Origin of the sequence: Sphingomonas molluscorum (assembly GCF_039522995.1) — a bacterium.
GTDB classification, from domain to species: domain Bacteria; phylum Pseudomonadota; class Alphaproteobacteria; order Sphingomonadales; family Sphingomonadaceae; genus Sphingomonas; species Sphingomonas molluscorum.
Window position 1 is genome coordinate 283,598 of the sequence record NZ_BAAAEL010000001.1, and the last position, 20,849, is coordinate 304,446.

Annotated in this window: 17 protein-coding genes; 6 read left to right on the plus strand and 11 right to left on the minus strand. The window is 65.8% G+C overall.

The features are described 5' to 3' along the window. Positions 1–47: 47 nt before the first annotated feature. Together ABDZ92_RS01430 and ABDZ92_RS01435 are read right to left on the minus strand one after the other, a co-directional pair. A complete protein-coding gene (locus tag ABDZ92_RS01430; RefSeq protein WP_125961693.1) occupies positions 48–911 on the minus strand; it encodes a tyrosine-protein phosphatase in 864 nt (287 codons plus the stop codon). Positions 912–931: 20 nt separating this feature from the next. Then, complete coding sequence (locus ABDZ92_RS01435) at positions 932–3,238, minus strand: TonB-dependent receptor (RefSeq protein WP_125961694.1); 2,307 nt, start codon at positions 3,236–3,238, stop codon at positions 932–934. 233 nt (positions 3,239–3,471) lie between these two features. On the opposite strand from ABDZ92_RS01435, the gene ABDZ92_RS01440 reads away from it, so the two are divergent. Together ABDZ92_RS01440 and ABDZ92_RS01445 are read left to right on the plus strand one after the other, a co-directional pair. After that, the gene (locus ABDZ92_RS01440) at positions 3,472–4,569 is read left to right on the plus strand and encodes a TetR family transcriptional regulator (protein ID WP_164521325.1); all 1,098 of its coding nucleotides are present in this window, start codon (positions 3,472–3,474) and stop codon (positions 4,567–4,569) included. Positions 4,570–4,628: 59 nt separating this feature from the next. Further along, complete coding sequence (locus tag ABDZ92_RS01445; protein ID WP_125961696.1) at positions 4,629–5,957, plus strand: MFS transporter; 1,329 nt, start codon at positions 4,629–4,631, stop codon at positions 5,955–5,957. Positions 5,958–6,052: 95 nt separating this feature from the next. Here ABDZ92_RS01445 and ABDZ92_RS01450 read toward each other — a convergent pair whose 3' ends face one another. Continuing rightward, the gene (locus ABDZ92_RS01450; protein WP_125961697.1) at positions 6,053–7,153 is read right to left on the minus strand and encodes an aldo/keto reductase; all 1,101 of its coding nucleotides are present in this window, start codon (positions 7,151–7,153) and stop codon (positions 6,053–6,055) included. Between the two features lie 166 nt (positions 7,154–7,319). Between ABDZ92_RS01450 and ABDZ92_RS01455 the strand changes: the two genes are divergently transcribed. Then, the gene (locus ABDZ92_RS01455; protein WP_272695216.1) at positions 7,320–8,189 is read left to right on the plus strand and encodes a LysR family transcriptional regulator; all 870 of its coding nucleotides are present in this window, start codon (positions 7,320–7,322) and stop codon (positions 8,187–8,189) included. Positions 8,190–8,309: 120 nt separating this feature from the next. On the opposite strand, the gene ABDZ92_RS01460 is transcribed toward ABDZ92_RS01455, so the two are convergent. Beyond that, positions 8,310–9,002: a DUF3313 family protein gene (locus ABDZ92_RS01460; RefSeq protein ID WP_125961698.1), complete on the minus strand. Its 693-nt coding sequence runs from the start codon at positions 9,000–9,002 to the stop codon at positions 8,310–8,312. Positions 9,003–9,392: 390 nt separating this feature from the next. After that, entirely contained in the window at positions 9,393–10,313 is a 921-nt protein-coding gene (locus ABDZ92_RS01465; protein ID WP_125961699.1) for a VOC family protein, read from the minus strand. 373 nt (positions 10,314–10,686) lie between these two features. Here ABDZ92_RS01465 and ABDZ92_RS01470 point away from each other — a divergent pair, with 373 nt between their 5' ends. After that, entirely contained in the window at positions 10,687–11,067 is a 381-nt protein-coding gene (locus ABDZ92_RS01470; RefSeq protein WP_125961700.1) for a hypothetical protein, read from the plus strand. 137 nt (positions 11,068–11,204) lie between these two features. On the opposite strand, the gene ABDZ92_RS01475 is transcribed toward ABDZ92_RS01470, so the two are convergent. Beyond that, positions 11,205–11,540 carry a hypothetical protein gene (locus tag ABDZ92_RS01475; protein ID WP_125961701.1) on the minus strand — a complete coding sequence of 112 codons (336 nt, stop codon included), beginning with the start codon at positions 11,538–11,540 and terminating at the stop codon, positions 11,205–11,207. A 111-nt stretch (positions 11,541–11,651) separates the two neighbouring features. Between ABDZ92_RS01475 and ABDZ92_RS01480 the strand changes: the two genes are divergently transcribed. Further along, the gene (locus tag ABDZ92_RS01480) at positions 11,652–12,011 is read left to right on the plus strand and encodes a hypothetical protein (protein WP_206432235.1); all 360 of its coding nucleotides are present in this window, start codon (positions 11,652–11,654) and stop codon (positions 12,009–12,011) included. Positions 12,012–12,049: 38 nt separating this feature from the next. On the opposite strand, the gene ABDZ92_RS01485 is transcribed toward ABDZ92_RS01480, so the two are convergent. The 4 genes from ABDZ92_RS01485 to ABDZ92_RS01500 all read right to left on the minus strand — a co-directional run bounded on the left by ABDZ92_RS01485 (position 12,050) and on the right by ABDZ92_RS01500 (position 18,856). After that, positions 12,050–13,612 (minus strand): sulfatase family protein, encoded by a 1,563-nt coding sequence (locus ABDZ92_RS01485; protein ID WP_125961702.1) that lies wholly within the window; start codon positions 13,610–13,612, stop codon positions 12,050–12,052. Between the two features lie 49 nt (positions 13,613–13,661). After that, positions 13,662–16,391 (minus strand): TonB-dependent receptor, encoded by a 2,730-nt coding sequence (locus tag ABDZ92_RS01490; protein WP_272695217.1) that lies wholly within the window; start codon positions 16,389–16,391, stop codon positions 13,662–13,664. 330 nt (positions 16,392–16,721) lie between these two features. Beyond that, positions 16,722–17,738, minus strand: coding sequence for an LLM class flavin-dependent oxidoreductase (locus ABDZ92_RS01495; protein WP_125961704.1), 1,017 nt, complete (start codon positions 17,736–17,738; stop codon positions 16,722–16,724). Between the two features lie 188 nt (positions 17,739–17,926). Then, positions 17,927–18,856 carry a LysR family transcriptional regulator gene (locus tag ABDZ92_RS01500; RefSeq protein ID WP_125961705.1) on the minus strand — a complete coding sequence of 310 codons (930 nt, stop codon included), beginning with the start codon at positions 18,854–18,856 and terminating at the stop codon, positions 17,927–17,929. 93 nt (positions 18,857–18,949) lie between these two features. Here ABDZ92_RS01500 and ABDZ92_RS01505 point away from each other — a divergent pair, with 93 nt between their 5' ends. After that, the gene (locus ABDZ92_RS01505; protein WP_125961706.1) at positions 18,950–19,807 is read left to right on the plus strand and encodes an aldo/keto reductase family oxidoreductase; all 858 of its coding nucleotides are present in this window, start codon (positions 18,950–18,952) and stop codon (positions 19,805–19,807) included. A 104-nt stretch (positions 19,808–19,911) separates the two neighbouring features. On the opposite strand, the gene ABDZ92_RS01510 is transcribed toward ABDZ92_RS01505, so the two are convergent. After that, complete coding sequence (locus ABDZ92_RS01510; protein ID WP_125961707.1) at positions 19,912–20,841, minus strand: LysR family transcriptional regulator; 930 nt, start codon at positions 20,839–20,841, stop codon at positions 19,912–19,914. Between the last annotated feature and the right edge of the window lie 8 nt (positions 20,842–20,849).

The window sequence follows — 20,849 nt, forward strand, 5'->3', positions numbered from 1 at the left end:
TCTCGATGCGTTCCGGCGAGCCCATGAGGCCCGCCGGAACCTGCCCATCAGGCCGTGTACCGCTGCCGCAAAGCACGGAGCTCCGCATCGCCCAGGCCCAGCCGGTCGCGCAGATAGCCGCGCGCGCCGCCCGGGTGGGCGTCGATCACCTGGAACACCGCCTCGATATACCGGCGGTCGACGCCCATGAACGCCTTGAGCACCGGCGCCGGCAGCCGCTTCCACGCCGCACTCGATTCGTCGGACGGCACGACCTTGTTCGGATCGAAATAGCGGTTGCTCAGCAGATAGTCGCCGATCACCGTCTCGCGCGGCACGTCGAGGGCGGTCAGCAACAGCGCGGCGGCGACGCCGGTCCGGTCCTTGCCCGCGGAGCAGTTGAAGGCCAGCGGCGCGTTGCCGGCAAGAAGCTGGGCGAACATCCGGCGGAACTGGCCGTTGAATTGGTCGAGCAGCCGCGGATAGAGCCCGGCCATCTTGGCCTTGGCCTCCTCTTCGGACCAGCTGCCGGCACTACGAAAGTCGAGCCCGCCCATGTCGAGGGTGTAATCGTCGGCAAACACCGTCGGCGCCTTGCCGCCCGGCCAGCGCACCGGCGCGGTGCGCCGCTCGTCGGGGCTGCGGAAATCGCACACCGTGCGGATGCCCAGCTTCTGCAGATAGGCGAAGTCGGCCGGGGTCAGCCCGTTCATCGCCCCCGAACGGTACAGCATGCCCCAACGCACCGCCTTGCCATTGCCGGTCTGATAGCCGCCCAGGTCGCGGAAATTCTGGCCGCCCTGAAGCGGCAGCACGCGCTGGTGGCTCGCCTGCGCCCGCGACTGCGGCTGCGGTTGGGCGGCGCCGGGAAGCGTCGGCGCGGCAAGAAGGGCGAGCGCGCCGAGCGCGCCCGCGAGAGGAAGAAGTCGCATGGTCTGGTTTCTCCAAAAGGTCAGAAGCGGATCGTGCCGTCGAGGCCGAAGGTGCGGGGTTCGTTGAAGATGCCGTAGTCGCCGCCGGCGGCGTAGGCGGCGTGGCTGCGCACGAACAAATGCTGTTCGTTGAACAGATTGCGCGACCACAGCGACAGTTCGAGCGCGGCACCGTTGGCCATCCGCAGCCCACCCAGCGCCAGCCGGCCGTTCACCACGAACGAGCTGTCGGTCAGCACGTCCTCGCCCGATTGGGCGCGGTAGCCCTCGGCGACATTGGCATCGAGATGCGCGCGCAGCACCGTCTCGCCGGCGACCGGCACCGTATAGTCGATCGCCGCGCTGCCGGCATGTTCGGGCGTGTAGACGATGAACACGTTCTGCAGCGCGCCGTTCAGGAACGGATTGGCCGCCTCAGGTAGTTCACCATGCGTGTACGCATAGCCTGCACTCAGGGTCAGGCCGCTCAGCGGCGTGACCGATAGGTCGGCCTCGATGCCCTTGATCGTGCCCTTGCCGGGCGCGTTGACCGTCTCGATCGTGGTGCGGTTGCTGTTGTTGAGATTGACCGCGGTGAAGTCGATCTGGATGTCGGTATAGCGCGTCGTATAGGCCGCGAAGTTGAACCGCGCGCGCCGGTCCCAGAAGCTGGTCTTCACCCCCGCTTCAAAGGTCGAGACCTGTTCGGAGCCAAACGCGCGATAGGTGAGCGAGCGCGAATTGGCGCCGCCCGCGCGATAGGCGGTGCCCCATTTGCCGTAGAGATGGACGTCGGTGCTCGGATCGAACGCCAGCGTCACCTGCGGGTCGAAGCGGTCGGCCGAGAAGTCGAAGCTGTACGGCGCATCAGCGCCATTGACCTTGTAGAGCTGGCCACTCTTCTTGTCGTGGGTGTAGCGCCCGCCGATGGTGAGGTGGAGCATGTCCACCGGCGTCCAGGTCGCCTGGCCGAATGCGGCATAGCTGTCCGCCTTGGCGGTGCTGGCGCGATCGGGAAACGGCCCGGTGGCACCGGCCGCGAGCGAAGGCAGCGGCGTCGCCGCGGTACCGTCGGCGTTCCAGCGCATCGTGTTCGGGCTCCAGGCGTCGTCGTCGCCTGCCTCGTGATAGTAGTAGAGCCCGGCGACGTAATCGAACGCGCCGGCGCTGCCGACCAGCTGGAACTCCTGGCTATATTGCTCCTGGCGCAGCGACGCGAGGCTGTAGCGAGCGAAATTGGCGTTCGGACGGAACACGCCGGCATGCGCGCCGATGCCATTGTCCCACTGATCCTGCTCAAGATGGCGATACGAGCTGATCGAGCGCAGCTCCATACCTTCGGCCGGGCGCCAGTTCAGGTGCAGCGCGGCGCCATAGGTCTCGCCGACATTGCCCTGCTGCGGGACGCCGATATCGACCGTGTCGGCGCGATCGGGCTGGACCTGGACGATCGGCGCCAGCGCCGGCGCCGCCGGGTTCTTGTTGATCAGCTGGACGTAATAGGGCGTGGTCACGTCATGGCTGTAGTCGGCGTCGAGCTGCGCGCTGAAGCTCGCGCTCGGCTCCCACAGCGCCGCGCCGTGCACACCCTTGCGATCGAAGCGGTTGAAGTCGTCCTCGCCTGCCAGGGTGTTCTCGACGGTGCCGTCGCGCTTCGACAGCACGCCGTCGAACTTGAGGCTGATCCCCGCGATCGACGGCAGATCGAGATGCGCCTCGGCCGAATAGCCGCCGAAGTTGCGCACCCCGGCGGTCGCACGCAGCCCGAATTCGCCCGATGGCTTCTTGCTGACGATGCTCACGGCTCCGCCGGTCGAGTTGCGGCCGAACAGCGTGCCCTGCGGGCCTTTCAACACCTCGATCCGCTCGATGTCGATCAGCGCCATGCCCAGGCCCTGCGAGCGGCCAAGATAGACACCGTCGATATAGATGCCGACACCGGAGTCGCGGCTCGGCTGGTTGGCATCGAACGGCACGATGCCGCGGATGCCGACGGTCAGCGCCGAGTTGCGCGAGAAGAACGGCGCAACGCGCAGCGAGGGGACCGCACCGTCCATCAGATCGGCGAGGCTCTGGACGTGCCGATTGGCCAGATCCTCGGTACCGAGCACCGAGATCGCGATCGGCGTCTTCTGCAGGTTGGTCTCGCGCTTCTGCGCGGTGACGACAATCTCGGTCAGCCCCTCCTGCTCACCTGCGTCCGCCGGATCGACGGACGGCTCGACGGAGGCGGCAAGCACTTCCTCCTTCGCGTCCCGCGCCGCGGCGCTACCCGCCGAAGTCGTCGCCCAGAGCGCCGCGCCGCACAGCGACAAGGCACGCGCCCTTGTTGAAAAACCCCGCTTCATTGATCTGCTCCCCAATCGAGTCGGCGAGCAATTAGAACGCTTGTATGTAGTTCATGTGACGCTTGTATCTGTGCAGCGGGTGACGGATTATGCCGATCGTGAAACAGGGAACTCCAATGCCCAAAACGCCGGACACTGCCACTCAAAGGGAGAAAACCTCCTCGGAAAAGCTTGTTTCCGCTGTATTTTCTGGACTGGAGCATGAAGGCGGCGCCGCCATCTCGGCGCGTTCCTTGAGCGCTGCCGCCGGCCTGCCGGTGTCGTCGATCTACTATCATTTCGGCAGCGTGGAACAGTTGTTGGAAACTTCCCAGCGTGAGGCGCACACTGCTGCCGAACGCTGGTGCGATGCTCAGCTCGACGCGATCGGCGCAGGCGCGCCCGCGCTGGGCCCAGTGCTCGCCGGACTGATCGACGACTGGTGCGAAACGCAGCGGGCGCTTGCCTTCGTTCGGCGCGAGGCCGAGCTCGCCGCTCTGCGCGACCCGGTACAGACGTCGATCTCGGCCGCGTGGGAGGCGCTATGGGGACGGTTTTGGGAGGCGCTTTGCGGCCGGCTCGGGATCGGCGACATGGCGCAGTCGACCGCATGGTTCTTTGACGGGGCCAGCGCGCTGCACCTGCTTCGCTGGCGTCGGCCAGTCGATCGCGCCGCCCTTTCGGAGCTGTGCGACCATTGGGCCGGCTGGTTCGAGGGACGCGTTGGCGGCGCGGCACCATGGTTCGAGCGCGCACGCGCCGACGCCGCCGCACTGCTCCCCCCGCCCCCGCCCGGCGATGCGGTCGCGGATGCGATCGCCGATGCGGCTGCCGATACGATCTCCCAACGCGGCGTCGCCGGGCTCACCCACCGCGCCGTCGCCGCTGCGGCGGGCGTGACGCTGGGGGTGGTCTCGTACAAGTTCCGGACCAGCGCCGACCTGCTCCAGGGTGCCTTCGAGGCGATCTACCGCCGCATGGCGCCCGAAGTCGGGGAGACGCGGCCGCTGCCGCCGCTCACCCGCGCGGAAGCGCGTGCGAAGCTGGAGGGACTTGGTCCGGAGCGCGCGCACCAGCTCGCCGCCGAGGAACTATTCATGGCGGCGGCACGCACCCCGGCGCTGCAGCCGCTCGCCGCGCGGCTCCGCTATCTGCGCGGGCGCTCTTCCGGCCGCTTTCTCCAGGGGCTGGTCGGCCCGGAACGCACCATCGCGCCGATCGACGCTGCGATCATCTCGGCGCTCGCCAGCGGACGCAGCCGCGCCCAGATCTGCTCGGGTCGCACCACCCGGACGCCGGGCGCCGACTATGCCGCATTGCTCGCGCGGCTGGATCGCGCCTCGGCCAAGTAGGCCGCCGTCATACCGGCGTCATCGCGTGCGCGCAGGGCGCACGCGAAAGGGGCGTCATCTTGCGACATACTTCGCCCGACCGGCTCGGGCCGGCGGCGCTCGCGGCATTCTCGCTGCCGATGGTCGTCTTCCAGACCATCGAGCTGGCATGGCGGGTCTATCTGCCGAGCTTCTTTGCGACCACACTCGGGCTGTCGCTCGGCGCGGCGGGTGCGGTGCTCATGGCGGCGCGGCTGTTCGACAGCGCCATCGATCCGCTGATCGGCTGGGCGAGCGACCGCTTCCCAACCCGCTATGGCCATCGCCGCCCCTGGCTCGCGATCGGGGCCCCGCTGGTGACGATCGGTGCCGGCGGCGTGTTCTTCGACTGGCCGTGGAGCAATCCCGCGCTGCTGTTCGCGGCCTGCCTGCTGCTGCACCTGGGCTATATGATGATGGTCACGCCGCATGGCGGCTGGGCGCTGGAACTGGGCAGGGACGCAACGGAACGGCTGCGGATCATCGGCGCGAAGACCTGGTTCGCGATCGCCGGGATGATCGCGGTCGTGCTGATGCCGGCGCTGCTCGAGCGCGGTTTCGCGGTGGGACGGACCGGGCAGGTCGCCGCGCTCGGCCTGACCGTGATGCTGCTCGCCCCGCTCGCTGCGGCGCTGGCGCTGCGGCTGGTCGCCGAGCCGGCGCTGCCGGTTGAGCGCCGCGGCGAGCTGGCCAATCCGCTGCGGCTGTTCGCGCAGATCCTTCGCTCGCGCGATCTGCGCCCGGTACTGCTGCTGTATCTGTTCGCCGGCTTTTCCGACGCGGCGATCGGCGCAAGCTTCCTGTTCTTCGTCGAGCAGGCGCTCGGGCTGGCGGGCTGGGGCAGCACGCTGCTGCTCGCGCAATCGGCGATCCCGCTGGTGACGCTGCCGCTGTGGAGCAGGCTGGCGCCGCGGATCGGCGCGCACCGCCTGCTTCGTCTTGCGTATTGCTGGCAGGTCGCGCTCACCCCGCTGGCGCTGCTGCTGCCGCCGGGAGCGCTGATGCCGCTGGCGCTGTTCCTGGTCGCGCGCAACCTGTTCTTTGGCGTCGATTATCTCCTGCTGCGCACGATGGTGGCGGAAGTGACCCGAAGTGCCGCGCAAACCGGCCTGCGCCACAGCGCGAGCTGCTATTCGATGAGCAACATCACCCTCAAGCTGGCGATGGGCCTTGGCGCCTGGCTGGCGCTGGAGGCGATCGGCAGCACGTCTGTGCACGGGCCGCTGAGCGCCACCATGCGGCTCGTCTACAGCACGCCGCCGATCCTGTGCGGACTGGCGGCGCTGGCCGTGCTCGGATGGCCGCGCGGTTCACGCACGCGCCGCACGTGGCCTCCGCGCCAGCAGCAGGCTCTTACCGCAGAACCTTGAGAACGGCTACGCGGCCTGGAGTGGGTCAAATCTCAAGGCGGGCAGGTCCGCCTTCGTCGACCAATCGGAGCGGTCATTCATCTGGCTGCCCGCTGTTACGGCGTCGGCGCATCTGCCGGAATCAGCCGCTCCGCCTTCAGCTCGGCCCATAGATCGGCGGGAAGCTTGGCTCGCATCGACGCCGCGTCCTCCGCCATTTGCCGTCCGTTCCGGGCACCGACGAGGACTGCCGCAACGCTCCTGGGCGCGCTGGCAAACCGCAATGCGGTCGTACGCATATCCGTCCCGTGCGCCCGTGCGATCGCAGCGATACGTCGCCTGCGCGCCTCCAGGTCGGGCGTGATCGTGCCGAGATAGTCGATCCGGTCGGCGCCGCTCAGGAAGCCGACGTTCAGCGGGGAGCCGATGATGAGCGGCACACCGCGTTCCAGGCAGGCCGGCTGCAGCCGTTGCAGCGATTCCGTATGCCGGATCAGCGAATATTGCGTCGCGGACAGGAAGATGTCGGGATCGCTGACCTTCAGCGTTTGCAGCAGGGGATCGATCCGGTTGACGCCCAATCCCCATCCGCGGATCAGGCCTTCTTCCCGCATGCGGATGAGTTCGGGCATGGCGCCCACGCGCGCCTGCTCGAAATACTCCGTCCAGCGCTCGCCCATGTCCGCATTGTCGGGCGAGAGATCGTGGATGAACACCATGTCGATGCGATCCACGCCCAGCCGTTGCAGGCTGTCCTCGATCGACCGACGCACGCCTGCAGCGCTGAAGTCGTAGCGCGCCTTGAAGGGAGGCGGCGACGGCCAGACCGGCGTGTTCTTCGGTGTTCCCGCCTCGAAGATGCGCCCGACCTTGGTAGATAGGATATAGTCGCCGCGGGGTTTCTCGCTCAGGAACTGGCCCATGCGCCGCTCGCTGCGCCCGAATGCATATTGGGGCGAGGTGTCGAAGTAGCGGACACCGGCATTCCAAGCGGCCTCGAGCGCAGCCTGGGCATCGGCGTTGGAAGTGGGCTTGAACCCGCCCGCCAGGGGAACGCCGCCCAGTCCGAGGCCAAGCGGCGGCCGGAAGCTCTGGGTCCAGCGCCCGCCCGCCGCGAGGCGCTGCACCGCAGCGGAGGCAGGAGCCGCTCCGTGCATCATGGCTGCTGCTGCGGCGGCGGAAGCGCCACCCAGGAACCCGCGGCGGTGGATGTCCATCTGCAATCTCCGTGTCAGCTCTGCCGCATCTTCCAGGCAGGGCGCTAACGATCGGCATTGATGCTGCACGGCACAATGGCGCGATGGATCGATTGACTATCGAACGCCGGTTGATAGTGGCAGCGGAACTTTCGCGCGAATGGAGGATCGGCTGCTTAGCGATCTGATGGAGCTCAAGACGTTTCGCGAGATCGTGGAGCAGCGCAGCCTCACCGCGGCCGCCGCGCAACTGGGCACCAGCCTCGCGGTCGTGAGCAAGCGCCTTGCCTCTTTGGAACGGCGTGCGGGTGTCCGGCTGATCCATCGAACCACGCGACGGCTCGCCCCGACCGACGAGGGCCTGGACCTGTTCGATAGCGTCGTTCGTGCGATCGAGGCGATCGAAGAAGGAGAGGAGCGGTTGGCTCACGGCCGGCAGGAAGCAGTCGGCTGCCTCCGCGTGACCGCGCCCGTCTCCTTCGGCCGCGCCCATGTGACGCCGTTGCTTGGCGCCTTGTCGCGTGAGCACCGAAAGCTGCAGGTGGCATTGCGGCTGACGGATACGGTGGTCGATCTTGTCGCCGGCGGCTATGATCTCGCCATCCGGATCGGCAATCTGCCCGACAGTTCGGCGGTGATGCGGAAGATCGCCGACAATCGGCGGCTGCTGGTGGCCGCGCCCGCCTATCTCGATCGCCACGGCCGCCCCGGATCCCCGCAGGAGCTTGCTGCGCATCGCCTGCTCGGATTCGGAGCGGGCACGCCCTGGTCGCTGACCGCGCAAGCCGGAGGATCATTCACGGTCGCAAACGGCTTTTGCATGACATGCGACAATGGCGATGTCGTGCGGGATTGGGCCGTGGCCGAGCACGGGATCATGATGAAGTCGCAGATCGACGTTTCGGACGACCTCGCCAGTGGCGTGCTCGAACGCGTGCTGCCGGAATGGCACGGCGGCGAAGCGCCGGTGATCGCGCTCTACCCTTCCGCAAGACTATTGCCGGTAAAGACGCGCATCCTCCTCGATGCGCTCGCAAGCCGGCTCGCAGCGTCCTGAAGACGGCCCTGTTCTGAACAGCGACGTACCGCCCGCGCAGGGCGAGCCGCTGCCGCAAGGCCTTGGCCACTCGGACGAGGGTTTGCCCACGAACGCATTTCAACCCGCGAGTTCGCCTGTTCAACGTTTGGCGAGGCGTCCCTGCGCATCCACCGGCGACAGTTGCTTCAGTTCCGCAAGGCCGTCGACGCTCACCTTCGCCCAGTGCGAGAAAAGCTGCTCGAACTCGCCGGTATTCGTCGCCCGGTTGCGCAGATAGGGGCCAAGGTCGCCCGTCGTGTCCCCGTCTACCGCGCGTCCGAGCACGGCACCGGTGACCGAATCTCGCGCTTCCACCACCAGGACCGCACCTCCGGCTTCGTGCGTGTATACGCGCGTCATCCCCGCGGACATGGTATCCGGCGCCTCCACGTCGATGTCCACCACGGCGGTCTCGATCCGAAGAACGTCGGCGGCGGGCTCGGTGACGATCTGGTAGCCCGCCTTGGTATAGGCCTCGCGAAGCAGCTTCTCGAACCCCGTCCGCGCCTCGGTGAGAATCCGGGTGACGTCCCTGTCGGTCACGTCCTCGAAGATGCCCACCGTTTCGTTGTTGCGGTCGCGCTTCCAGTCCTTGCGCATCGCGACCTGCGTCGGATCCAGCATCACCTTGGTATAGCCGCGGAAGTCCGCCTGCGGCAGCAGATACACCGCATCCATCTTCTTGGCCTTGACGCGCAGCAGGTTGTCCCAGCTGTGTTTGTCCTGCGCGATCGCGGCCGGCACGGTCGCTGTTGCCAGCAGGAGCGATGCTACGATCGCAAAGCTTTTCATCGGGGGGTCTCCTGTCCTTGGATCAGGAGTAAAGGCTCTCGAGGGCCCGGTTCGCCATCGGCAGAATCACCGATCATGGTCGGGATATGTCCGCAGCCCCGGTGCGGCTGCGCGAAGCGCCGGCGGGACAGCAGCTACCGGGATTTGCCATGCGGAAGCCGATGCTCGGCCGATCGTGCGCAGCCACCTCAGAGTGGCAGCCGAGCGGGCGTCCCATGGAACATCACCAACGCCTGGAAACGCGCTTATGACAAATTTGCGCAATCATCACGAGGCGCGAAGATTGTCCGCTCCTGGCGACAGCCTAGCGGCTGAAAAGACCCAGATGCGGTCACTCGAACCCCGTTTGCCTGCTCCGCCTATCCGTCGTTCGTTCAACGTCGCCAGCACCTACCCAGTCGGGCTCTCGGCGGTGAAGGGTGAGCAGCACGGCTTGGTCACGGGCTGGAACTCCATCAGCTCGACGCGCGTACCGTCGGGATCGTAGAGGTTGGCCTGCCACTTGCCGTCCAGGCCCATTTGCGGGCCGTCGTGACGCGGGCTCAGGCGATCTTCCCGGCGCAGAGTCGCGACGGTGGCCTGCATGTTGGGAACGCCCAAGGACAGGTGGTTCAGTACGCCCAGCTGGCGGGCGTCGACCTTGGTCAGCGGCACGTCCGAGCCCGGACCGACCATCATGTATTCCAGCCAGTCCCGACCATCGGGCGTCTGCTGCGACACCCAGTCGACCTTGTCGGGCTCGAATGCGCCATACCAGTACGGCCGGAAGCCGAGCAGGCGGCGGTACAGCCCGTCCTGCTTGGCCCGGTCGTGGACGGCGTAGCCGACGTGGATGATGCGCCCGCTGATCGCGCCGGGAACGGCGTTGGCGTCAGCGCTCGCGGATTGGACGAACTGGATCCCGTTGCCTTCCGGATCGCGCAGGGCGAACCAACGATCCCCTTCGGTGGAGCGCTGCATCGCGCCCAGGCCAGAGACGCCTGACGCGGCCAGCCATGCCCGCAGCGCCGCTGCGTCCGTCGTCGCATAGGCGACGTGCGCCAGCATGCTGGGCCCCTGCCCGGCGGGCGCGGGTAGCACCTCCACGAACTGGCGCGGGCTCAGATAGTAGCGGACGCCGGCCGGGTTCTCGGGGTCCGTACCCTTCCGGGCCCCCAGGACGTGCGTGTAGAAGTGCTCGGACTTTGCCATGTCCCGAGCATAGACGGCGAGGTGCGAGATGCCGGTGATGCCCGGACGCGGACCCGGCGGCGCCTTGGCCCCGAGCAGAGCGGCAGCTGCGCAGGCTAGCACTGCGATACGACGGGTCATGGCAGCCTCTCCTCACCCGGCCGCGTTTGAAGCCGTGGCGAGCAGCCTAGGCAGCGATGTCGGCACTGTCACGGGTTCACGTGCTCGGCTCTCGTCGATACCGTTGCCGAGGTGCGATGCCGCTGTCTGCTACGACGCCGTGCTGGAACAAGAAGTGGTCTCGGTACCGAACACTGACCCGCACCGCTGCGCTCTTTGACCCAAGATCGGCCGCACGCAGCCTTCCAGCCACTGCCTGGAAACGGACGCTCGTTCATGTCGCTGCTGCTGCCGTTTCGAGCGGAAGCGGCTAAGGAGACGCGATCTTCGGAGTCTTCACATGCATGTCGTTGCTTGGTTCGTCTCTGTCTCGCTGTGCGTAGCGTCTCTGATCATGTCCGCACGCCTTCGCGCCGGGCTTGTCATCAAGCTCGCACTCGGCGCCATCTTCGGCGGGATGGCCCTCCTCACGATGGTGGGCTGGACGTTGAAGAAATTCGATATGCAGCCGTCTCACGCGTTCACGACGATCCTGATCCAGGTGCTGCTCACGATCAACGTTACCGCGATGCTCAACATCATGAACGTCGCCTTCCACAAGATGGTCGATGCGCATGGCGCCTTTCATCGGCGCTTCAACGCCGCCAGCCTGCACCGTTTTCCAGTGAGCTTCGTGATCAGCGGCGCCCCCCAGCTCAAGAGGCTCGCGACGACCTTCTGGTCCCTTGGATCAGCGTTGATGCTCTACGGCCTGTGGTTCCACATGAAGCTTTGAACGACAGGCGGGCCCACTGCCAGTAAAGCCTGATGCTTCCCCGGCGGCTTGCGACCGAAAACCCAAACTCAGCTGTTCAGGTCGCATTACCCGTTCCCGAAACCTGCCGTTCCCTTGAGATAATCGAACGCCATATATCAGCGCTGCTTCTTCGTGATCGTCGCGGTAAAATCCGGATCCTTTTTCGCCACCCAGTCCACGAACTTGCGCACGTTCGGATGATCCAGCAGGCCCGCCACCTCCATGCCATGCCGCTGCAATTCGGAATTGGTGAAGTTGGAGATCAGGGTGTGTTGGCAGATCGGATGCATGGGCACGACATCGCGGCCACCGCGGCTCTTGGGTACGGGATGATGCCATACAATGGTCTTGCCGGTCGGCCGGCCGCAGAGCCAGCATGACACTGGCACGGCCGGGGCGTCGTCTTCCTGCGGAAGGTGATCGTAGGGGTCTTGTTTCGAACGTCTCGCCATAGCTCGGTCCAACTGCCTTGATTGCCCTCGCCTGTAGCAAAGCGATCCCGCGCATCATATGGGAAGCGGCCAAACACGGTCCTACCGCCGCGGACCGATCGGGGAAGAACGATGACGGATCCGTTGAAACCTTGGGACGCGGCGTTGGTCCGCAAGTGGCTGGAGCGCCGTCAAGAGGCGTCGCGGCTGGATCAGGCGGCAGCGGACAGGCGCGGCTATGAAGCCCGGGATGATTTTGACAAGGCCGCTGCAGAGGAATGGGCGTGCAATGCGCTGAAGAGCGCCGACTGCATCAACGACCAGGCTGCGCTCGCCGCCCGCCTCAAGGAGTTGATTGGCCAGGACGAATATCCTGCGACGGGCCTCCATGACGATACCCGGTTCGAACGGCATGTTCGTACTTATTTGCGGAGGCTAGTCAAAATGACGAAGGCAAACCAGGGCTTTGAGAAGACTCTCCGCCATCAGTGAAGGTGGCGGCTCTACGCCAGAGTGCCTTCGGCTCGGGTTTACTTTGAGCGTTCAACCGGCGGTCGGTAGAACACCGCAGGAAAGGCACCTTGTTTGCCTCCAGCCGAACTTCGCAAGTCGGCACGAAAGCCCGCATCGGCGCTCAAGGGTATCTGCATCCCTTGCGTCTTCTCCAGGATGTCGAACAGCCTGCCACTGAGCCGTTCCGCCAGATCTTCATGCCCGGGCTGCGCAAGCAGGTTGTTGTTCTCGTGCGGGTCGGCGGCAAGATCATAAAGCTCGTCCAGGTCCCAGATGCCGTGAAAGTGCATGTACTTGTACCGGTCCTCACGCAGGGCGTGGACGGTCGGCGTCTGGGGGAAGTTGCGCTCCCAGTAATATTCGTAAAGCAGCTCAGCACGCCAGGGAGCGGCAGGGTCGCGCGCCAGCGGCTGCATGTCGGATCCCGCCATATAGGAGGGCGCCTGCAATCCTGCCGCTGCCAGCAGCGTCGGTGCGATGTCGATGTTCGCCACCACCTGCTCGATGGTGCTGCCGGGCGCGAACAGCGAGGGGCAGCGCATCAGCAACGGCACCCGCATCGACTCCTCATAGGCTGCCCGCTTGTCGATGAGGCCGTGCTCGCCGAACATGAAGCCATTGTCGCCCATGTAGACGATCAGCGTGTCGTCGAGTTCGCCGCGTTGCTCGAGCAGATCCATGATCCGGGCGATGCCCTCGTCGACCGCGAGCAGCGTCTCCATGTAGCGCTTGTAGTAATCCGCGATGTCGAGCGTGCCGTGATAGGCATAGTCGACGCCGTGCCAGCTGTTGCGCTGGTTCTCGACCCAAATAGGCCGGCCAGGCACGCCGGGCTTCATGTTCTCGGGGTAGCGGAATGTTTCCTTGTCGTAGCGCCCCTTGTGGCGCTCCGCAGGGATGAATTCGGAATGCACCGCCTTGTGCGCGAGGTGCATCATCCACGGCTTTTTACGATCGCGCTTCCCGATCCAATCTAGCGCATAGTCGGTCAGCTCGTCGGTGATATAGCCTTTTTGCGGTACCTTGCGGCCGTCGACGTTGAGCCCGTCAGCGCTCGGCAGATAAGTGCCCTGGCCCTTGAAGCTCACCCAATGGTCGAAACCGGGCTGCGGCGCATCGCCCTCGTCCCCCATGTGCCATTTGCCGATGAAGGCGGTGTCATAGCCGGCGCGCTGCAGATATTGCGGGTAGAAGATCAGCCCGGGCGGGATCGGATGGTTGTTGTCCACGACCTTGTGCTGGTGCGCATAGAGGCCGGTGAGGATCGACGCGCGCGACGGCGAGCACAGCGCGGTGGTGACGAACGCGTTGCGGAAGTGCGCGCCCTCGCGAGCCAGCCGATCGAGCGTGGGCGTGTCCCCGAAAGCCTGCGCCTTCATGAACCCCATGGCGTCGAACCGATGGTCATCGGTGAGCACGAACAGGATGTTCTTGGGCTTGGTGCCGGGCTGACGCGCGAGCCGAAGGTGTTGCGGGGAGGTGCCCTTTGCGCCCTGAGCACCCGCTGCCCAGGAATAGAGCCCGAAGGCGCCGCCGCTGCCGGCGAGCAGGACGCCGCGCCGATCGACTGTGTCAGCCATGCATGTCTCCGTCAGATGGGCCGACACTCTGGCCGGCAGAGGCAGGTCGTTAGAAGTTGAGGCGGATGCCCCCGAACACACGGCGTCCGGCGTCCAGGTAATTGGCCGGCAAGCCCGTTGTGTATTCGACGATCTCGTCGCGATCGAGCAGGTTCACCGCCTCGAGCACCACAGAGGCTTGTGGCGTGACCTGGAGGCTGATGCTGGCGTCCAGCGTACCGAACGCCCGATTGACGCGTCCCATTGCAGGAGCGGTGGCTGCCGACGCCAGATAGCTGCTGCGCCACGAATATGACACCCGCGCGCCGATCGGTCCTTTCTCGTAATAGCCGATCAGATTGTAGTTGTGCTTCGAGGCAGCGGTGAGCTGTGTGGGATCGCTGTTGTCAATATAGGTGTAGTTTAGGATCGTGCCCAAGCCGTCCAACGGAGCAGGGAGCCGGGTGAACGCCTGCTGGAAATAGAGTTCGACGCCTTTCAGATCGACGCCCGAACCGTTGACCAACTCGCTTACCGTGAAGTCGGTCTGGATCATGGTGGTACCCGTCGTGCGGATATAGGAAACCGGCAGGGAAACGATGCTGGTTTCACGCCGGATCAGGCTTTCCAGGTTCTTGTAGAAGAGCGAGGCCCCGACGAGGGCGTCCTGTCCGAAGTAGTACTCGATCGTTGCATCGAGGTTGTTTGACCGGAAGGGGTCCACATAGGGGTTGTTGCGCGTCACCGTCAGCGCATTGCCGTTTGCGGTGGTTGTTGGGGAGATGTCGCCGAGATTGGGGCGGGAGATCGTCCGCGACGCCGCAAAGCGGAGCTGAAGCTGGTCGGTCGCTTCGAACTTGAGGTTGAGGCTCGGCAGCCAGTCCCAATAGCTGCGCTCGACCCGTAGCGGCTCGGCGGCTGGGACGCGGGTCGTGTTGCCGGTCTCGACCTCGACGGTGATGCCGTTGAGGTCGGGGGCTACACCAGCCGTGGTCTGGTTGGTGCGGACGACGCGCAGGCCGAGGTTGCCGGTGAGCCTGCCGAAGGAGAGATCACCGCGGCCGTAAAAGGCCAGGATCTTCTCCTGCACGTCCAGGATGCCGGTCGCATCGTTGGTGTAGGTCCCCACCGCGATCAGTTCCGCATCGCTCAGCCCCGCCACGAAGGAGCGCGCGTCCGAGCCCAGCCACTGGGTGGGAAAGGCGCCGCCACCGTCGTAGCTGCCAAGGAACGCCCCGGCACCAGATCGGATGGGGATCATGAACGGGGCGGCACTGAACGATCCGGCGATCGGCCCGGGCGGCAATCCACCAAAGAGCTGCGAGACACCCGCAGCGGAGATCGTCAGCGTCTTGTTGTCCGAATACACGGCACGATCGGTGTATTTGACCCCGGCGCGCAGCGCGGTCAGCCCCCGCTCACCAAGATCCCGGCGCACGTCGAGCTTGATGTCGCGCAGGCGGTCCGTAGTCAGGCGATCGAGCTCGCCGTTGAGGCTGAGCAGTCGAAAATTCTCGGGGTCGAGCTTCCTGGTGTCGAAGCCATCGAGATAGGTGATGCTCGGGATGGCATCGCCCGGCCTCGCCACCACTCGCGCCGTTCCGTTGATGCTGTCGGCGATGTTGAGCGTGTCGCGGGTTTGGCGCGAGCGCTGCTCCGAACCCTCCAGCACCACGGTCCAGCTGCCCGCCTCGAACTTGCCGCCGCCCACGAGCGAACGGATGTAGCCGCTGCGATCCTGGAAACGCCCGCCGTTACGCAGGTCGATGTTGCTGACCGTGAAGTCGGTTGCAGTCTCCACGCCGTCGAGCATTTCCGTACGGGAGGAGAGGACCCCGCCCGCGCCGGCGAAGTTCTGCCAATTCTCCTGTCGCACCGCCTCAACGTCGACGCGTGTGTAGAAACCGTCGACATAGAGCTCCACCGCGTCGCTGGGCCGGAACTGAACGGAGGCGATGCCGCTCAGCCGGCGGTTGTTCTCGGTGAACATGTCATGGATGATCAGCCCGGGGATGCGGACGAGCCGGTTCGGCTCGATGACGCCGTCGCCGTTGAGGTCGTCGCTCCCGCCGCCGAGCGGCACGCCCTGCGCCTCGGTGACGGTGTTCCAGCCAGTCTCGATCTGCTGCGTCTGGGGGCGGCGCTGGGTGTAAGAGGCGCCGAGAGTCAGCCCGAGCCTTCCATCGAGAAAGGTATCGGCGAACAAGCCTGATAGGCGCGGCGAGAGCTTCCCGGAGTTGCTCTCATGCTCACCTTGCGCGGACAGCGCCAGCACGCGCTTCCCCAGATCCAGAGCGCGTGGCGTCCGGATGTTGACGGTTCCCGCCAGGCCCCCGTCCTCAAGGTCCGCGGTGGGCGACTTGTACACCTCCAGCGTGCGCACGAACTCCGGCGCCAGTGCGGAGAAGTCGAACGAGCGCGAGACGCCCGCAAACAGGTCGTTGAGCGCGTTGGGAACGGCGCGGCCATTGAGCGTCACCAGCGTGAAGGTGTCGGGAAGCCCGCGAATGTTGACGCTGCGACCCTCGCCGCGGGTTCGGTTGATCTGCACGCCGCTGATCCGCTGCACCGACTCCGCCACGTTGACGTCGGGGAAGCGGCCGATGTCCTCGGCACTGATCACGTCGACGATGTTGTCGGCGTCACGCTTGATCCGAACGGCCTGCTCGATGCCGCTGCGGATACCGGTCACCACGATATCCTGCCCATCCCCGCCCTCGGTATCGGCGAGCGGCTGCTCTGCATCTGGCGTCAGTGACGTGTCGACGGTCGCCGTCTGCGCGACGGCTGCAACAGGCATTCCCAGAAGCAACGATGCGACAGCACCGGAAACCCGCGTCCATTCAGCAGTCATCATCGCTCCCTGCAGTTCGTCTTCTTCTATTCTCCTATCAATCGAGTGGGAATAACGAGATAGCTTTGCTTGCGTCGAGAACACCTGCGGTTGTCAGGGCGGCCAAGGTCCCTGCGCTAGGCATTCAGGCGCAGCGGGCGGGTGGGACGTCCCTCGTCGGCGAGCTGAACCGGTGCATCAGCAATCGCTGTCCTCAGGAAGGACAGGTAAGATCGCGCAGAGGCTCGGTTTCCGATCAACGGTGGCAGCGCACCCGCGAGGATCGGCGGTGGCGCCTCAGCGCCAGCCGAGCGCGGGTGCGACGTGCGTGAGGATGGCATCAAGCACATGGGCGTTATAGTCCACGCCAAGCTGGTTCGGAATCGTGAGCAGCAGCGTATCGGCTTCGGCGACGCCCTCGTCCGCCCGCAATTGGGCGATCAACTGTTCGGGTTCGGCGGCGTAGGAACGGCCGAACACCGCGCGCATATTGTCGATCACTCCGATCTGGTCGCTGCTACTGCCCCGCCCAAAATATGCACGGTCGCGGTCGTTCATGAGCGGGAAGATCGAGCGCGAGACGGAAACACGCGGCTCCCAATCGTGCCCTGCTTCCTTCCATGCCTGACGGTAGAGCCGGATCTGCTTGGCCTGCTGTACGTGAAGTGGCTCACCACTCTCGTCCGCCTTCAGGGTCGAGCTCTGCAGGTTCATGCCGCGCTGCGCAGCCCAGATCGCGGTGGCGTTCGACGCCGATCCCCACCAAATGCGCCGACGCAGGCCCGGCGCATGCGGTTCCACCCGCAACAAGCCTGGTGGATTGGGAAACATCGGGTTGGGACTCGGCTCCGCGAAACCCTCACCTCGCAGCAAATCGAGCAGAACCTCCGCATGCCTCCGGCCCATATCGGCGTCGCTCTCCCCCTCCCTGGGCGCATAGCCAAAGTGACGCCATCCCTCGATCACCTGCTCGGGCGAGCCCCGACTGATGCCGAGTCGCAGCCGGCCGCGGCTGATCAGGTCGGCGGATCCGGCATCCTCCGCCATGTAGAACGGGTTTTCATACCGCATATCGATGACACCCGTGCCAATCTCGATCCGGCTGGTTCTAGCGCCCACCGCCGCCAGCAGTGGGAAAGGCGATGCCAACTGCTGCGCGAAATGGTGAACGCGGAAGTACGCGCCATCTGCGCCGAGTTCTTCCGCGGCAACAGCAAGATCGATCGACTGCAGAAGCACGTCTGAGGCGGATCGGGTTGCGGACTGCGCAGAGGCCGACCAATGGCCGAACGAAAGGAACCCGATCTTTTTCATGATGCACTCCGGTTGGATGGATGCCGCCGGCCGCGGCAATCAGCCTCGCCACCTCCTACATAGGATGCGTCTGGCTTGGCTTCGCGGCGGCACAGGGAAACGCATCTTTTCCGCCCCACGACGGGGCTAAAAGACCCACAAAACGCCATTCAGACGCACAAAGCCGCTCCCCAGGAGCGGACATCTGTTCATCTGGTCGGGCATTCACCGACGGCTGTGTCCTGGCTGCGAATGAAGTCGACAAACGCGCGCAGCGGCGGCGGCACCAGACGGCGGCCCGAATAATAGAGGAACGGTCCCGAGAATGCCGGCCACCACTCTGGCAGTACCGGTTGCAACGCTCCGCTATCGATCGCCGGTCGCAGCCAATCTTCGAACAGAGAGACGATCCCGCCGCCTCCGATTGCCACGTCGACCAGCAGATCCGCCGCGCCCGTGACGCTGGCGATCAACGGGCCCTGCGGCTCAACTCGCACGATCTCGCCTTTGCGCTCAAACTCCCATGGACTCGTCAGCGCGCCGCTGGTGAACCTGCCGCGCAGACAGGCATGCTTGAGCAGGTCGCGCGGATGGCTTGGGCGACCATGCGCGTCCAGATACGCCGGTGACGCCGCGGTTGCGAAGCGCTGCACGCGCGGTCCGATCGGTACCGCGATCATGTCCTGCTCCAGCCGCTCGTCATATCGGATGCCCGCGTCGCAGCCCGATGCCACCACGTCGACGAAGCCATCTTCGGCGACGATCTCGACCTGAATGTCGGGATAGGCAGCGAGGAAGCCGGGCAGGATTGCCGGCAGCACCAGCCGCGCCGCGCTCACCGGTACGTTCAGGCGCAGTGTCCCCGCCGGCCGCTCGCGGAACAGGTTTACCACCTCGAGCGCCGCCTCCACCTCGTCCAAAGCAGGCGTAAGACGCTCGATCAGCCGGGTGCCTACCTCCGTCGGCGTGACGCTGCGCGTAGTGCGGTGGAGCAGGCGGACGCCTAGCTGCGCTTCCAGGCGCCGGACCGCTTCGCTGAGCGTCGAAGCGCTCGATCCGACCGCACGGGCGGCATCGCGGAACCCGCGCGCCCGCGCAACCGCGAGGAAGGCGTTGAGGTCGGCAAGGTCGGCTTTCATCGTTCGGTTTTCCGTACAGCCCGTGCGGATGACTCCGACTTATCCGCACGATCCGCAAGCCGTATCTCGGTTCCAGCACACAGGAGACCGACAATGATCGACAAGGCAGGTACTTTCCCGCTGGCCGGGCGCAGCGTGAAGCGGATGGGCTATGGCGCGATGCAGCTCGCCGGACCCGGCGTGTTCGGTCCGCCGCGCGATCCCGACCAGGCGCTGGCGGTGCTTCGTGCCGCGATCGCGGCGGGCGTGAACCACATCGATACGAGCGACTTCTACGGCCCGCACATTACCAACCGGCTGATCCGCGAGGCGCTGTCACCCTACCCGGACGACCTGTTGATCGTCACCAAGATTGGCGCGCGCCGCGGCGAGGATGCGGCGTGGCTGCCGGCGTTCGAACCGGACGAGCTCGCGCGCGCCGTCGAGGACAATCTGACGAACCTCGGGCTGGAGGCGCTCGACGTCGTCAACCTGCGCCTGATGTTCGATGTGCACGGCCCGGCCGAAGGATCGTTGGCTGCTCCGCTGAAGGCGATTGCAGATCTGCAACGCCAGGGGCTGGTGCGGCATATCGGTCTCAGCAACGTGACGCCCGCGCAGTTCGAAGAGGCACGCGGGATTGCCAGGATTGTATGCGTTCAGAACCAGTACAACCTCGCCCATCGCCAGGACGATGCCCTCATCGACATGCTGGCGACCGAGGGCGTCGCCTATGTGCCCTTCTTTCCACTTGGCGGATTCAACCCGCTCCAGTCGTTGGCGCTTTTCCATGTTGCGGAACGGCTGAGCGCGACGCCTATGCAGGTGGCGCTTGCCTGGCTCTTGCAACGCGCGCCCAACATCCTGCTCATCCCCGGCACCTCGTCGGAGGCGCACCTGCACGAGAACCTTACCGCGGCATCGCTGACGCTGCCCGACGACGCCGTCGCCGAACTCAACGCCATCGGCTGACACAGGAGGGCGCAGTAGCACACTGCTGCGCCCTGAACCGCCTTGGCATCCGCAAAAGGCGACATCCGCAGCGGAAGTTCGACCATCCGACATCGGCCGCTCGTTCATGTCGGCGGCAAAGCCTGCGCCTCCCCGAAGTCCCGTCCCCGGCCTTCAACAAAGGCGGCGAGCTCCTCCGGCGCCCCCGCGGGGAACGACCGGCGCAGGAATTCGAGGAACGCCGCTACCCTGGCATTGAGGAGCCTGCGGCTCGGATAGAGGGCCCAAAGCGCGATGTCGGATCCCGCCACGTCACCCCAGTGCGCGAGCCGGCCGTCGGCGATATCTCGGCCGACAAGCGACAGCGGCAGGCGAGCTGCCCCGCCCCCTGCGAGAACCGCGTCGCGGATCATCACCATCGAGGACAGACGCATGACCGGATCGACTTTCAACTCCCTCAGTCCATCCCCTGCGCGCACCGACCAGATCGCCGCGGCATCGCCTCCGCGGACGACGACTGGCGCGGCCGCGTCGGTCGGTCGCGGCACCTCCGAAGCAGCCACCACTACCAGTCGATCGTGCAGGAAGGGGCGGCCGACCAGCGCCTCGTCGGCCGCGGGATCGACGCGGATCACGAGGTCGTAGCCCTCCTCGATCATATCGACCGCCCGGTCGTCTGTCGTAACCTCAAGGCGCACCTCAGGGTGCTGCCGCACGAACTCGGCCGCCAGCCGCCCCATCGCCAGCTGCCCGAACAGCAGCGGCACGCTGATCCGCAGCCGCCCCCGCACCCGCTCGCTCCCCGATGCGATCGCTGCGGCGGTTTCCTCCAGCTCGCTCAGCAACGCGCCGGCGCGTTCGAACAGGGCGCGCCCCTCCTCCGTCAGCTTGAGGTCGCGTCGACCCCGCTCGAACAGGCGCAGGTCAAGCGCCGCCTCCAACTCGGCCACGCGCCGCGACAAGGTGGCCTTGGGCCGGCGCGCGGCGCGCGCCGCTTTGCCAAAGCCGCCGTGGCGGGCGACGAGTGTGAAGTCGGCGAGCGCAAGCAGGTCCATGTCGTTCC